General features: G+C 62.0%; 14 protein-coding genes. 13 read left to right on the plus strand and 1 reads right to left on the minus strand.

Annotated features, from left to right (window positions below; genetic code table 11):
• Positions 1-13: 13 nt before the first annotated feature.
• From FQ746_RS03670 to FQ746_RS03700, 7 genes are read left to right on the plus strand one after another with little or no spacing between them, the layout of a single operon-like run.
• Positions 14-1,186, plus strand: coding sequence for an ABC transporter substrate-binding protein (locus FQ746_RS03670; RefSeq protein WP_144107554.1), 1,173 nt, complete (start codon positions 14-16; stop codon positions 1,184-1,186).
• A 30-nt stretch (positions 1,187-1,216) separates the two neighbouring features.
• A complete protein-coding gene (locus FQ746_RS03675; protein ID WP_144107555.1) occupies positions 1,217-2,374 on the plus strand; it encodes an acyl-CoA dehydrogenase family protein in 1,158 nt (385 codons plus the stop codon).
• 42 nt (positions 2,375-2,416) lie between these two features.
• On the plus strand, positions 2,417-3,592 hold the full coding sequence (locus tag FQ746_RS03680; RefSeq protein WP_144107556.1) for an ABC transporter substrate-binding protein: 1,176 nt from the start codon (positions 2,417-2,419) through the stop codon (positions 3,590-3,592).
• Between the two features lie 28 nt (positions 3,593-3,620).
• Positions 3,621-4,493 carry a branched-chain amino acid ABC transporter permease gene (locus FQ746_RS03685; RefSeq protein WP_144107557.1) on the plus strand — a complete coding sequence of 291 codons (873 nt, stop codon included), beginning with the start codon at positions 3,621-3,623 and terminating at the stop codon, positions 4,491-4,493.
• Positions 4,490-5,449: a branched-chain amino acid ABC transporter permease gene (locus FQ746_RS03690; RefSeq protein ID WP_144107558.1), complete on the plus strand. Its 960-nt coding sequence runs from the start codon at positions 4,490-4,492 to the stop codon at positions 5,447-5,449. Before FQ746_RS03685 ends, FQ746_RS03690 begins: the two co-directional genes overlap by 4 nt.
• Positions 5,436-6,164, plus strand: coding sequence for an ABC transporter ATP-binding protein (locus tag FQ746_RS03695; RefSeq protein WP_144107559.1), 729 nt, complete (start codon positions 5,436-5,438; stop codon positions 6,162-6,164). The genes FQ746_RS03690 and FQ746_RS03695 overlap by 14 nt, the downstream gene beginning before the upstream one ends.
• Complete coding sequence (locus FQ746_RS03700; protein ID WP_144107560.1) at positions 6,157-6,858, plus strand: ABC transporter ATP-binding protein; 702 nt, start codon at positions 6,157-6,159, stop codon at positions 6,856-6,858. Before FQ746_RS03695 ends, FQ746_RS03700 begins: the two co-directional genes overlap by 8 nt.
• A 7-nt stretch (positions 6,859-6,865) precedes the next feature.
• On the opposite strand, the gene FQ746_RS03705 is transcribed toward FQ746_RS03700, so the two are convergent.
• A complete protein-coding gene (locus FQ746_RS03705) occupies positions 6,866-7,768 on the minus strand; it encodes a LysR substrate-binding domain-containing protein (RefSeq protein ID WP_144107561.1) in 903 nt (300 codons plus the stop codon).
• A gap of 217 nt (positions 7,769-7,985) precedes the next feature.
• Between FQ746_RS03705 and FQ746_RS03710 the strand changes: the two genes are divergently transcribed.
• The 6 genes from FQ746_RS03710 to FQ746_RS03735 are packed head-to-tail and all read left to right on the plus strand — an operon-like array spanning position 7,986 to position 13,882.
• On the plus strand, positions 7,986-8,891 hold the full coding sequence (locus tag FQ746_RS03710; RefSeq protein WP_144107606.1) for an SDR family NAD(P)-dependent oxidoreductase: 906 nt from the start codon (positions 7,986-7,988) through the stop codon (positions 8,889-8,891).
• Positions 8,891-10,141 carry an acetyl-CoA hydrolase/transferase family protein gene (locus tag FQ746_RS03715; RefSeq protein WP_144107562.1) on the plus strand — a complete coding sequence of 417 codons (1,251 nt, stop codon included), beginning with the start codon at positions 8,891-8,893 and terminating at the stop codon, positions 10,139-10,141. Before FQ746_RS03710 ends, FQ746_RS03715 begins: the two co-directional genes overlap by 1 nt.
• Positions 10,142-10,180: 39 nt before the next feature.
• On the plus strand, positions 10,181-11,377 hold the full coding sequence (locus tag FQ746_RS03720) for an acetyl-CoA C-acetyltransferase (protein WP_144107563.1): 1,197 nt from the start codon (positions 10,181-10,183) through the stop codon (positions 11,375-11,377).
• 38 nt (positions 11,378-11,415) lie between these two features.
• The gene (locus FQ746_RS03725) at positions 11,416-12,201 is read left to right on the plus strand and encodes an enoyl-CoA hydratase/isomerase family protein (RefSeq protein ID WP_144107564.1); all 786 of its coding nucleotides are present in this window, start codon (positions 11,416-11,418) and stop codon (positions 12,199-12,201) included.
• The gene (locus tag FQ746_RS03730; RefSeq protein ID WP_144107565.1) at positions 12,198-13,067 is read left to right on the plus strand and encodes a MaoC/PaaZ C-terminal domain-containing protein; all 870 of its coding nucleotides are present in this window, start codon (positions 12,198-12,200) and stop codon (positions 13,065-13,067) included. The genes FQ746_RS03725 and FQ746_RS03730 overlap by 4 nt, the downstream gene beginning before the upstream one ends.
• Positions 13,068-13,087: 20 nt before the next feature.
• Complete coding sequence (locus FQ746_RS03735; protein WP_144107566.1) at positions 13,088-13,882, plus strand: citryl-CoA lyase; 795 nt, start codon at positions 13,088-13,090, stop codon at positions 13,880-13,882.
• Positions 13,883-13,886 lie beyond the last annotated feature (4 nt).

The raw sequence follows: 13,886 nt of genomic DNA on the forward strand, positions 1-13,886 counted from the left end.
GTAAGGAGGAGACATGAAAGAGATGGCTGCTGCCTGCCTGCTGGCCGCCGCGCTTGGCGTCACGCTGCCCGCGCAGGCGAAGGATTTCCGCGTGGGCGTGGAATTGCCGTTCACCGGGCCGCTGGCGCAAGCCGGCACGGAAATGAAGCGCGGCATAGAAGTGGCAGTCGACGTCTATAACCGGCGTCATCCCGCGAATCACGTCACGTTGATCCAGATCGACGATGAGTCCAACCCCGCGAAGGCGGTGGCCGCCGTGGAAAAACTGGCGTCGCAGAAAGTCGTCGCGATTACCGGGGCCGCGAACTCGAACTGCGCGGGACCCGCTTCCGAAGCCGCCGATAAGGCTGGCATCGTCTACATGACATCGGGCGGGACGAGCGCCGACATGGTGTCGCGCGGACTGAAGACTTTCTTTCGCGTGAGCAATACGCCCGGGTATGCGAAGGGCATGCTCGGGCTCTTCGATTCGCTCGGCGTTAAGTCGGTATCGATTGTGTATTCGACCAAGGACGCAACCAGCGATCTTGCGCGCCAGCTCGACACGGCACTGAAGACAAAGGGCGTGACCACGACCTTGCACGCGTTCGATCCGTCTATGACCGATTTCAAGCCTGTCATCAACAAGGTCAAGCTACAGGACAAGCCGGACGCAATGGCGATGATCGGCTACGAGAACGATTACGTCGGCATCCTGCGCGCTTCGAAGGTATTGAAGCCGTCTCTTAAAGCCATCGCCGCGCCGTGGGCGTTCGCGAGTCCGAAGATGGCGTCGTCGTTCCCGGACCTCGTGCCGAACGTGTACGGCGCGACCGTGCTGGCTTCGCCTGCGGACTATCGCTCGGCCGACCAGAAGGAATTCTCCGAGACGTACAAGCGTCTTTTCAACACCGAGTCCAACTATCAATCGCAGACCTCGTTTGCCTATTCGCTGTTGCTGTTCGACGCCATCGCTCGCGCCGATAAGGCTGGCACGCTGGACAAGGGCGGTCTAGCCGAGAGTTTGCGCAAGGGAGGCAGCGAAAGCCAGGAATCGTTCCTCGGCAAGGTTGCGTTCGACGCGCGCGGCGATAACCCCGGTTATGTGGCGCACATGGGGCAGTTCAGGACCGACGGCAAACTCGTACTGGTTTCGCCTGCGGAATACGCGACGGCAAAGCCTCAGTATCCAGGCGTCCCATGGTAATCGGGAACCCAAAGTAATCAGGAAACCATCATGATCCGTGATCAGGAAACACTCAATATCTTGCTCGACAACGTAACGCGTTTCGTTCGTGAAAGGCTTGTGCCGAACGAAGAGCGCGTGGCGGAGACCGACGAGATTCCGGCCGATGTCGTCGCCGACATGAAGGCGCTCGGTCTCTTCGGCCTCACGATTCCCGAGGAGTACGGTGGCCTCGACCTGACCATGGAAGAAGAAGTCCGCGTGATGTTCGAGCTGGGCAAGACGTCGCCGGCTTTTCGCTCCATCATCGGGACGACGGTCGGGATCGGTTCGCAAGGCATTGTGATCGATGGCACCAAGGAGCAAAAAGCGCGCTGGCTGCCGAAGATGGCGACGGGCGAAGTCATCGCGAGTTTCGCGTTGACCGAGCCGGAGTCCGGTTCCGATGCCGCGTCGCTGCGCACGCGCGCCGAACGCGTTGGCGACCATTACGTGATCAACGGTACGAAGCGCTACATCACGAATGCGCCGCAAGCGGGGATCTTCACGCTGATGGCGCGCACGAATCCGGACGAGCCGCGCGCGGGCGGTATCAGTGCGTTCATCGTGGAAGCGAATACGGCCGGTATCAGCTTCGGCAAGCGCGACAAGAAGATGGGCCAGAAAGGCGCGCATACCTGCGACGTGATCTTCGATAACTGCAAGGTTCCGGCGGAGAACATCATCGGCGGGAAAGAGGGTGTCGGATTCAAGACGGCCATGAAAGTGCTGGATAAAGGGCGCATTCATATCGCGGCGATCTGCGTTGCGACGGCGCAGCGCATTCTCGATGATGCGTTGCGCTACGCTATGGAACGCAAACAGTTTGGACAGCAGATCAGTGAATTTCAGCTGATCCAGGCCATGCTCGCCGATAGCCAGGCGGAACTCTACGCCGCGCGCTGCATGGTTGTGGATGCCGCGCAGAAGCGCGATGCCGGCGTCAACGTCAGCACGGAGGCATCGTGTGCAAAGCTTTTTGCGTCCGAGATGGTCGGGCGCGTGGCCGACCGCGCGGTGCAGATCCACGGCGGCGCGGGATATATGTCGGAGTACGGCGTCGAGCGGTTTTATCGCGATGTCCGCTTGTTCCGCATTTATGAAGGCACGAGCCAGATCCAGCAGATCGTGATCGCCCGCAACATGATTCGCGCGGTGGAGGGCCGCTAGAGAAAGACTCGAACCACGCCTAATCAAAACAAGAGACAAAACATGAGACAGTGCTTCATCAAGTGGTTGACGAGCAGTTCTGGCATTGCGGCGCTTGCGCTCGCGCCGATGGCTTTCGCCGCCGAGTTACCGGTCGGCGTCGAATTGCCGCTTACAGGCGGCATGGCGCGCGCGGGCAACGCGCAACTTGAAGGGATCAAGGTCGCAGCCGATGTCTTCAACCAGCGCGCCGGCAAGAACACGGTGAAGCTCATCGTGATCGATGATGAAGCGCAACCTGCCAAAGCGGTATCGGCGGTGGAAAAACTGGCCTCGAATGGCGCGCTCGCGATCACCGGCGGCTATGGATCGAACTCGGTCAGCCCGGCGTCGGAGGCTGCGGAAAAAGCCGGGCTCGTGTACATCACCTCGGGCGGCGTTGATAGCGCGATGACTTCGCGCGGGCTCAAGAACTTCTTTCGCGTCGGGCCCGCGTCGGGTTATTCAAAAGCGATCGTCGGACTGATCGCGGATATGAACGTGAAATCGGTATCCATTGTTTCGTCGACGAAACAGGCTACATCCGATCTGGCACGCGACGTGAAAGGCGCGCTGAGCGCGAAGGGCGTCAAGGTCACGCAGCACGAGTTCGACCCCGCCATGTCGGACTTCAAGCCGGTCGTCAACAAGATCAAGTTGCAGGACAAGCCCGACGCCATGCTGATGATCGGCTATGAGAACGACTACATCGGCATCCTGCGCGCCGCAAAGGTGCTGAAGCCGAAATTGAAGGCTGTGATCGGCGCGTGGTCGCTCGCCACGCCGAAGATGGCGGCAGAATTTGGCGATCTGGTGAATGGAGCGATCGGCACCGCGATGTTGCCGCATCCCGTGCAATTCGCTTCCGCTGATGGCCGCGCGTTCGTGGCCGCTTATACAAAGGCCTACAACAAGGAGCCGGACTATCTCGCGGAGTTCTCCTACGTGCAGTCGATTCTCCTGTTCGAAGCGCTTTCCCGCGCCGCCGATAAAAGCACGCTGAAGAGCGGCGGCATTGCAAAAGAGTTGCGCGCGCAGCCCTTCGATACGCTGATCGGCGCGGTCAAATTCGACGAAAAGGGCGATAACCCCGCGTTCCTCAACAACATGGCGCAGATCCAGGACGGGAAGGTGGTCATCGTCTGGCCGAAGGATAAGGCCACTGGAACGCTGAAGTTCCCCGCGACGCCTTGGCAATGAGAGATTCGCTGGAATCCAGGAGAGCACCATGACGGATCTGATAGTGCAGTCGCTGTATTCGGGCGTACTGACGGGTGGGGCGTATGCGCTCGTCGCGCTCGGACTGGCGCTCGTGTTCGGCGCAATGCGCGTCATCAACCTCGCGCACGGCGAACTCGTGCTGCTGGCGGCCTATGTCGCCTATTCGTTCGAGAGCCGGCTTGGCATCAACCCCGTGTTCGCAATTCCCCTCGCCATCCCCGTGGTGTGTCTCGCTGCGGCGGGGGCCTACTATCTGGTCAGCCGCATCAAGCGGGACCGCGAACTCAACTCGCTGATCCTGACCTACGGGCTCGGCATCATCCTGACCAATGCCGTGCTGCTGGTCTGGAACGCCGACGTGCATTCGACCAATTCGGCCTGGCTGCAGGACACGCTGAGTATCGGCAACGTAATGAGCATGCGCAGCGAGATGCTCTCGTTCGGCGTCAGCGTGCTGCTGATGGGCGTGCTCTGGTGGTGGCTGTCGCGGTCGTGGTACGGCCGCGCGGTGCGCGCCATCTCAAGTAATCGCGATGCGGCGAAACTCATGGGCATCAATCCGGGCAGGATCGAACTCGTGACCTTTCTTGTGGCCGGCGTGCTGGCGTCGTGCGCGGGGGTATCGATTTATGCGAGCAGCGCCATCCAGCCTTCGATCGGCGAAGCGCTGACGGTTAAGGCGTTCATCATTACCGTGCTGGCGGGTATTGGCTCGATTCCAGGCGTGTTGCTCGGCGCCATGTTGCTGGGGATCGCGGAGGCGCTGACGGTCACGCTCTACAGTTCCGCGATGCAGGAACTCACCGGCATGGTGCTCTTCCTGCTCGTGCTCTACGTGTTGCCCAATGGCTTGTTCGGCGTTGCCCGGAGGCGCGGATGAATCGTATTGCCGTAATTGGTATCGTGCTGCTTCTGCTGTACGTGGGCGTGCCGCTGGTCGTAGGCCGTGATCTTTATCTGATGAGCGTGACGAATGCGTCGCTTACGATCGCCGGCGTCGCACTTGCGTGGGCTTTGCTCGGTAATCTGGGCGGTATGGTCAGTTTTGGCCACAGCGCGTTTTTCGGCGTTGGTTCCTACGTTTCCGCGCTGCTGACGCTCAAGGCCGGATGGCCCGTATTCCCCGCGATGCTCGCAGGTGGCCTGAGCGCCGTCATCGCGTCGCTTGCGATGTTGCCCGCATTGCGGCTGAAGGGGCCGTATTTTGCGCTTGCAATTCTCGCGTACGCGCAGATTTTCCGCATTCTTGCGACCGAAATGTCGGGCGTCACAGGCGGCTCTAGCGGTCTGTCCAGCATTCCGGGTTTGCCGAAGGTATTCGGCTTCGACCTTGCGACGAAGACCGGCAACTATCTGGTCATCCTTACGCTCGTACTGGTTTTCGCGCTGGCCTATTATTTTCTGCGGCGAAGCTACATTGGGCTCGCGTTACGCGCAATGCACGAATCCGAGGACGCAACGCGGGTAGTCGGCGTGAACAGCACCATGCTCAAGACCGCCATGCTAATGCTGTCCGCGCTGATGACCGGACTGGTTGGCGCGTTCAACGCGCACACTATCAATTTCCTCGAACCCGACTATGCGTTCAACTCGACCTGGGCTGTGGTCCCGATCATCGCGGCTATCTTTGGCGGTTACCGGACCATCGTGGGGCCGCTGGTCGGCGCGGTCGTGGTGTATCTCGTCGATCAGCTTTTCCTGAAGAATATCCTGCCGACAGGGCATCAGATCGTGCTCGGGATTCTCCTTGTCGGCATGATCATCCTGAGTCCGGCCGGCCTCACCACGCTGTCTTTCAGGAAGCGCAAGAAGGGAGACGCCTATGCCACAAGCTGAACTCGAACTGCAGAACGTGACCATCCGCTTCGGCGGGATCACGGCCGTGAACAACGTGTCGATGACAGTCGGCACGCAGGATCTGGTCGGGCTCGTAGGTCCCAACGGTGCGGGCAAGACCACGCTGTTCAACGCGATCTCCGGCCTCGTCCGTCCCACGCAGGGCGCAATACGCTTCAACGGCGCCGATATGCTGAAGACATCGCTGCACCAGAGGGCGCGCCTGGGTATCGGCAGGACGTTTCAGGTGCCGCAACCCATGCACGAACTGACCGTGCGCGAGAACCTGATCGTCGCGCAGCGATTCGGCGCGGGCCGCGTGGACGAAGGGCGTATCGACGAGATCCTCGGTTTTCTCGGACTTGCCGACAAAGCCGACCGCAACGCCGCGACCCATCTCGCCCTGACCGAGCTCAAGGCGCTGGAGGTCGCGAAGTCGCTGGCGACAGGGCCGAAGCTCCTGCTGCTCGATGAAGTCCTCGGTGGCCTGGAAACCGCGAACAAGCGCCGCTTCATGGCGATGCTGCGCGAGGTTCACGAGCGTTACAAGGTAGGCATTCTGATCATTGAGCATGATATTGAAACGGTGATGAACCTGTGCCGGCGCGTCTGCGTGCTGAATTTCGGCGAACTGATCGCCGATGGGCCGCCCGCCGAAGTGTTCCGCGATCCGGCGGTGATGAAAAGCTACACAGGCGAGGTGGCCGATGCTTGAAGTGAACAGCGTGCGTGCCGGCTACGGCGTAATCAACGTGTTGTGGGACGTCTCCATTCAGGTCGCGCGAGGCGAAGTAACGGCGATCGTGGGCCCGAACGGCGCAGGCAAGACCACGCTGCTGCGCACGATCATGGGATTGTTGCCGCTGCAACGCGGGCAGGTCGTGTTCGACGGCGAGCCGATCAGCGCGCTTTCGACCTGGAGCCTGCCGGAACGCGGTATTGTCATGGTGCCTGAAGGCCGGATGATTTTCCGCGACATGTCGATAGAAGAAAACCTGATGATGGGCGCGTTCCCGAAGAGCAAGCGCGCGGCCGCCAAGGCGCAACTGGAGGAAGTCTTCGATATTTTTCCGCTGCTGAAGGAACGCCGCCGCTTGCAGGCCGGCACGCTCTCAGGCGGACAGGCGCAAATGCTGGCGCTCGGCCGCGGGCTGATGTCGGCACCGCAACTGATGTTGATCGACGAGCCGTCGCTGGGTCTGGCGCCGGTCATCGTGCAGGAAGTGTTCGAGGTCCTCGGCCGCCTGAAAAAAGCGGGCAGGACAATCGTGCTGGTCGAGCAGAGCACGAACATGGCGTTGAAGATCGCAGATCAGGTGTATCTGATGCAAGGCGGCAAGGTGACCTTGTCGCGTCGAGCGGAAGAGGTCAGCGTCGACGCACTGCACGAGCTGTACTTCTCGCGATGAGCCGCGCTCATTCCAGCCGGCCAACGCCGTCGGCCACCAGCAGGTCCACCAGTCTGCGAGCGAAAAGCGGCAGCGCATCCAGTTCGGCTACGCAGATCTGCAGATTGCGCACAGCCCATTCGTCCTTCAATGGCACGATCCGCAGCGCCATGGTCTTTGCATGGCGCAACGCGGTCGCCTCCGGCAGCACGCCAATACCAATGTTTGCTTCGATCATCCGGCAGGCGGCTTCGAAGTTGCTTACCTGGATGCGCCATTGCATGGAACGCTGTAGTTCGGCGGCCGCGCGCTTGAGAAAGCCGTGGATTGCGCTGCCTTCGGGCGGCCCGATGAAGTCGTAGTCCAGCGTCTCGCTGAAAAAGACCTTCTTCTCCTGCGCAAGCGGATGACTCAGCGCGGTGGCAAGTACCAGCCGGTCGCGCCGGTATGGCATCACCTGCAGGCCATCTGTGCGGATATTGCCGGCTACCAGGCCGATATCGACGGTACGTTCCTGCACCGCCCGCACGATATCGCCGCTGAGACGCTCCTGCATTTCCACATTGACGTCGGGATAGTTCACCAGATAAGTGCGCAACACGGCGGGTAGAAATTCGCTGATTGCAGTCGTGTTCGCTTGCACACGCACGTGGCCCTTCACGCCCTTCGAGTACTCCTGCAGGTCCCCGGTCAGCTGCTCGAGTTGTTGCATCACGCGGCGCGCGTGCAGCAGCAGCGTCTCGCCCGGCCCCGTGAGCGTCACACCTTGGCTCGTGCGGCTCAGCAGCTTCACGCCGATCTGTTCCTCCAGGTTCTTGATGCGCGTGCTGGCCGCTGGCAGCGACAGATGCGAGCGTTCCGCGCCGCGCGTGAGGCTGCTTTGTTCGGCGATATGCGTGAATAGCCTGAGGTCGACCAGATCGAAATGCATGTAGTTGACGCGTGTCCGGAAGATAAGAAAGGCGGCGCCCGAGTGACGCCAGACCCGCATTGTGCGCATTAAGCACGCATCTCACCATTAGCGCAATTACGGGTTAATGGTTGCTTAATCGGGGTTTCAGCATATGCAAATTGTCGTTGGCGGTGCGATGCGGCAAGCTGCAATGAACAAAAACCGACGGAGACGCACACGCATGGCAACGCAAGACATGATGGACGGCAAGGTGGTGATCGTGACCGGTGCAGGCGGTGGAATTGGCCGCGATATCGCGTTGCTGATGGCCCGCAACGGTGCGAAAGTCCTGATCAATGACATTGGCGCGTCGCTTGAGGGCGAAGGCAAGAGCGCGGGTCCGGCACAAAGCGTCGTCGATGAGATCGCTGCGTTCGGCGGGCAAGCGGCCGCGAACACGGATAGCGTGGCGGACGCCGACGGTGCGCGCCATATCGTGCAGAACGCCCTTGACGTGTTCGGCCGCGTGGACTGCGTGGTGAACAATGCGGGCATTCTGCGCGATCGCTTCTTCCACAAAATGAGCGATGAAGAATGGGACGCGGTGCTGAAGGTCCACCTGTACGGCACATTCAATGTATCGCGCGCAGCAGCCGAGCCGTTCAAGGCGCAAGGCTCCGGTGCATTCGTACACATGACTTCTACCTCGGGACTGATCGGCAACCTCGCGCAGGCCAACTACAGCGCGGCCAAGCTCGGCATTGCGGGCCTGTCGAAATCCATTGCGCTCGATTTACAGCGATCCGGCGTGCGCTCGAACTGCATTGCGCCGTTTGCATGGAGCCGGATGATCAGCTCGATCAAGATCGATTCCGCCGAACAGGAAGCGCGCGTCGAGAAGATCAAGCAGATGACGCCCGCCAAGATTGCGCCGCTTGCGGTCTTTCTCGGTAGCGACGGCGCGCAGGACGTCACCGGTCAGATCTTTGCGGTACGCAACAACGAGATCTTCGTGATGAGCCAGCCGCGGCCCGTGCGGTCCGTGCATCGCGGTGAAGGTTGGACTCCGCAAAGCATTGCGGAGCACGCGATTCCTGCGCTGAAGTCTTCGTTCCATTCGCTCGATGTATCGGCGGACGTGTTCAGCTGGGACCCGGTGTGATGCGTGAAGGCCGGATGCTCGATGCGTCGCATCTCGACGTGTCGCGCTACGTGCGTCCCGGCGACATGGTCGCCTGGGGGCAATGCGGCGCGGAGCCTTGCATGCTGACGGCGGCGTTAGCCGCGCAGCGCGCGTCCGTCGGCGGGCGCTTCGGTGTGTTTATTGGCGGGACATGGTCGGACAACATGGCGGCCGATTGCGCCGATGCGATCGACTTCCGGTCGTACACGGGCGCGGGCAACAACCGCAAGCTCGCGAAGGCCGGCGTGCTCGACATCCTGCCATCGCATTACTCGCAATTTGCACACGCGCTGAAGGCCGACGTACTGTTCCTGCAAGTCGCGCCCGCCGACGAAAACGGCCGCTACAGCCTGTCCATCGCGCACGAGTATCTCGTTCCGCTGATCGATACCGCGCGCGTCGTGATCGCCGAAGTCAATGCTGCCGCGCCTTGGACGCATGGATCGCGCACCCTGCATGCCAGTGATTTTGATGTCCTCGTCCAGTCGGACCGCACTCCGCTCGAATGGCCGCGCGCGCAGCCCGGCGAGATCGAAGCGCGGATCGCGGCGCATACAGCGGCGCTGATCGACGACGGCATGACGCTGCAGTTCGGCATGGGCGCATTGCCCGAAGCGATTCTTGCGGCGCTGGGTGATCGCCGCGATCTGGGCGTGCATAGCGGCACGATCGGCGATGCGGTGGCCGAGCTGAGCGAGCGCGGCGTCATTACCAATGCACGCAAGACGTTGGATCGAGGCGTCACCATCGCGGGAATCATGATGGGCGGCAAGCGGGTTTATCGCTTCGCGCATGGGAATCCTTTGGTGCAATTCCGGCCCACGTCGTACACACATGACATCGATGTGCTTGGCCGGCTTGACCGTTTTGCCGCGATCAATTCGGCAATCGAAGTCGATCTGACGGGTCAGGTCAACGCGGAATCGGCGGCGGGGCAGTACCTCGGCGCGGTCGGTGGCGGCGTCGATTTTTTGCGCGGCGCGGCGCGCTCGAAAGGCGGCTTGCCGATCGTCGCGCTGCCAAGCCAGACCGCCAAGGGTTCGCGCATCGTCGCACACCTGAATGGACCCGTCAGCACGCCCCGCAGCGACGCGGGGCTGATCGTCACCGAGCACGGTGTCGCCGATTTGCGCGGCCTGACGCTCAGGCAACGCGTGCGCCGCATGCTCGATATCGCCGCGCCCAAGTGGCGCGAGACGCTCGAAGCCGAGGCGCATGCACTCGGTTGACGGCACTGCCAAACCTATTAAAGAACCAGGAAAACAACCATGAAACGAGCAGCGATTGTCGCGCCGGTTCGTACCCCCGTTGGCACGTTTGGCGGCGCGTTGCGACCGGTTTCCGTCGAAAAACTCGCGGCAACCGTGTTGCGCGAAACCGTGTCGCGCAGCGGCATCGACCCGGAACGGATCGAGGACGTCGTGTTCGCACAATCCTATGCGAATAGCGAGACGCCATGTATTGGCCGATGGGCAGCGCTCGAAGCCGGCCTGCCCGTGCATGTGCCGGGCATGCAGCTCGACCGGCGTTGCGGCGGCGGCCTGCAGGCCATCGTCACGGCGGCGATGATGGTCCAGAGCGGCGCGGCCGATGTCGTGGTCGCGGGCGGCGTGGAGAGTATGAGCAACATCGAGTACTACAGCACGGACATGCGTTGGGGTTCTCGCGCCGGGTCCGTGAAGATGCATGACCGGCTGGAACGCGGCCGCGAACGTTCGCAACCGGAAGCGCGCTTCGGCTATATCTCGGGAATGATCGAGACGGCCGAAAATCTCGCGAAGCAATATGGCATCACGCGCGAGGCCGCCGATGAATACGCGGCGCGCAGTCATCAGCGCGCAGCAGCTGCGTGGGAGTCGGGCAAATTCGCCGATGAAGTCGTATCAATCAGCGTGCCGCAACGCAAGGGCGAAGCAATCGTGTTCTCGAAGGACGAGGGCGTGCGCGCCGAAGCGACAGCGGCATCGCTCGGAAAATTGCGGACCTTGATCAAGGACGGCACGGTGACCGCCGGCAATTCGAGCCAGCAGAACGACGCGGCGGCCGCCTGCCTCATCGTGGCGGAAGACAAACTCGCCGAGCTTGGCCTGACACCGATAGGCTATCTCGTCGGCTGGGCGGCGAGCGGCTGCGAGCCGGCCACGATGGGTATCGGCCCGGTTCCCGCTGTGCAAAAGCTCTTGAGCAAGACCGGTCTTTCTTTCGATGATCTCGATCTTGTTGAACTGAATGAAGCGTTCGCGTGCCAGGTGCTGTCGGTGCTGAAAGGCTGGGACTGGCACGACGACAGCCGCCTCAACGTGAACGGCTCGGGCATTTCGCTCGGACATCCGATTGGCGCAACCGGCGTGCGCATGCTGACGACCTTGCTGTACGAATTGCAGCGGCGCAAAGGGCGTTACGGGCTCGAGACGATGTGCATCGGCGGCGGTCAGGGCATGGCCGCGATCTTCGAGCGCGCTTGATCGCGTCATCGATTGGAAGATAACGAGCGGAGACCAGCATGACCGAACAGACACTGTTGTTTGAGATCGATGAAGGCGTGGCGACGCTGACGCTGAACCGGCCCGAATCGAAGAACGCGATGAACATGCCGATGCGCGCCGCGTTGCGCGACGCGGTCTACGCAATCCGCCAGGACCGTTCGGTGCGCGCGGTGATCTTGCGCGGCGCGGGGACGGCGTTCTGTTCCGGCGGCGACGTGCGCGGCATGGCGGTCGGGAGCGCGGAAGAAGGGCGCAATCGCATTGACGACCTGCATGGCTGGATCGCGCAGCTCGCCGATCTGGACCGGCCGGTTATCGCCGCAGTAGACGGCGTTGCGTATGGCGCGGGTTTCAGTCTCGCGCTCGTGGCGGACTTCGTGATCGCCAGTTCGCGTGCGCGTTTTTGCATGCCGTTCATGAAGGTGGGACTCGTACCCGATTGCGCGGCGTTCTATAGCTTGCCTCGCGTGGTCGGTCTCGCGCGGGCAAAGGAACTCGTTTTCACGGCGCGGGAAATCGGCGCGGACGAAGCGCGCGGCATGGGCGTGGTGCTCGAAGTGGTCGAGCCGGAAGCCTTGCACGCGCGGGCGGTGAGCATTGCACGCGCGCTCGCCGATGCTTCACCGGTCGCGTTCGGCTTGAGCAAGCGCGCGTTGAACCTGTCGCTAAACAGCGATCTGCGCACCATGCTCGAGCTCGAAGCCACTACGCAGGCGGTGGCGTTCACAACGGAGTTTCATCGCGAGGCAGTACAGCGTTTCCGCGATAAAGCCGCGCCTCTTTTCACCTGGCCCGCCGCATGACGATCCACTACGACACCCTCAAGGCATGGCGCTTCGAGCCGCTCGAGCGCACCTATACGCCGCACGACGCTATCCTCTACAGCCTGGGTCTCGGCTACGGCATCGATCCCCTCGACGAGGACGATCTCGCCTACGTCTACGAGAAAAACCTGCGCGTCTCGCCCACCTTCGCAAACGTGCTGGGCTATCCGGGTTTCTGGGCCAAGCATCCGGGGACCGGCATCGACTGGGTGAAGCTGCTGCATGGCGAGCAGACCTTGCGCATTCATAAGCCTTTGCAGGCATCAGCGACGGTGATCGGGCAGTCACGGGTGGCGCGTATCATCGATAAGGGTGAGGGCAAGGGCGCGCTGCTGCTGATCGAGCGCCGCATCACCGACAAAACCAGCGGCGAACTGCTGGCGACCGTCGAGCAGCTCAACTTCCTGCGCGGAGATGGCGGCTACAGCGCGAGCGGACAGCCGAGCGACGAGCCGATCGCCGCGCCGCTGCCGATCCCCGAGCGGGCGCCGGATGCGGTTTGCGACCTGCAAACGCGTCCCGAAGGCGCGCTGATCTACCGTCTTTCCGGCGACGATAACCCACTGCACGCCGACCCCGCCACCGCACGCGCGGCGGGTTTCGACCGGCCCATCCTGCATGGCCTCGCTACCTATGGCGTCGCCGGCCACGCCGTGCTGAAGGTTGCGTGCGACAGCCGTCCCGAACGCCTCGCGATGCTTTATACGCGTTTCACCGCACCGGTCTATCCTGGCGAGACGCTGCGCACCGAACTGTGGATCGACGGCAGCGAGGTCCGGTTCCGCACCCGGGCGCTCGAGCGCGACGTCATCGTCCTGAACAACGGGCGCGCGGAAATCCGCTGAATTCTTCAAGGATCATCGTCATGGCAAGAATACCTAAACCCATTCGCTCGGATATTGCTTACAGCACGCCGGATCATATTTCCGTGCGCGGCAAGGACTTGCCGAACGAGGTACTGGGACACATGAACCTCGGCGACTTCGCCTTCCTGCAACTCACGGGCAAGGAAGCGACGCCAAAGCAGTCGGCCATGTTCAATGCCATCCTCATTACGCTGGTCGAACACGGCATGACGCCGAGTGCGATCGCCGCGCGGATGACCTATGCGGGCGCGCCTGAATCGCTGCAGGCAGCAGTTGCGGCGGGTTTGTGCGGGCTCGGCTCGGTATTTGTCGGCAGCATGGAAGGCGCATGCCGGATGCTCTCGGAAGCCATGCCGGTTGCTTCCGGCGATATCGACCTGGAAGCGCTCGCGCGCGAGACAGTGGCGTCCTGTAAGGCGCGCGGCGTCGCGGTGCCGGGCATCGGGCATCCGCTGCACAAGCCGGTCGATCCGCGTACACCACGCCTGTTTCAGCTTGCGGTCGACAACGGCATGTCAGGCGACTACGTGAAGCTGATGCAACTGATCGGCCGCGAGGCAGAGCGCGTTTCGGGCAAGGCGTTGCCGATCAACGCAACCGGCGCGATCGGCGCAATCTGCGCGGAATTCGGCTTTCCGTGGCGTATTGTCAGAGGGTTCGGGGTGATGGCGCGCGCGATCGGGTTGGTCGGGCACATCATGGAAGAAGCCGAGCAGCCGATGGCCGTGGAGATCTGGCAGCGCGTCGAAGAGGAAGCGTCGCAGGGATTGCGCGAACGCGCGGCGGGGGCGTGAAGAG

This window comes from Paraburkholderia sp. BCC1886 (assembly GCF_900996245.1).
In the GTDB taxonomy this organism is placed as follows: Bacteria; Pseudomonadota; Gammaproteobacteria; order Burkholderiales; family Burkholderiaceae; genus Paraburkholderia.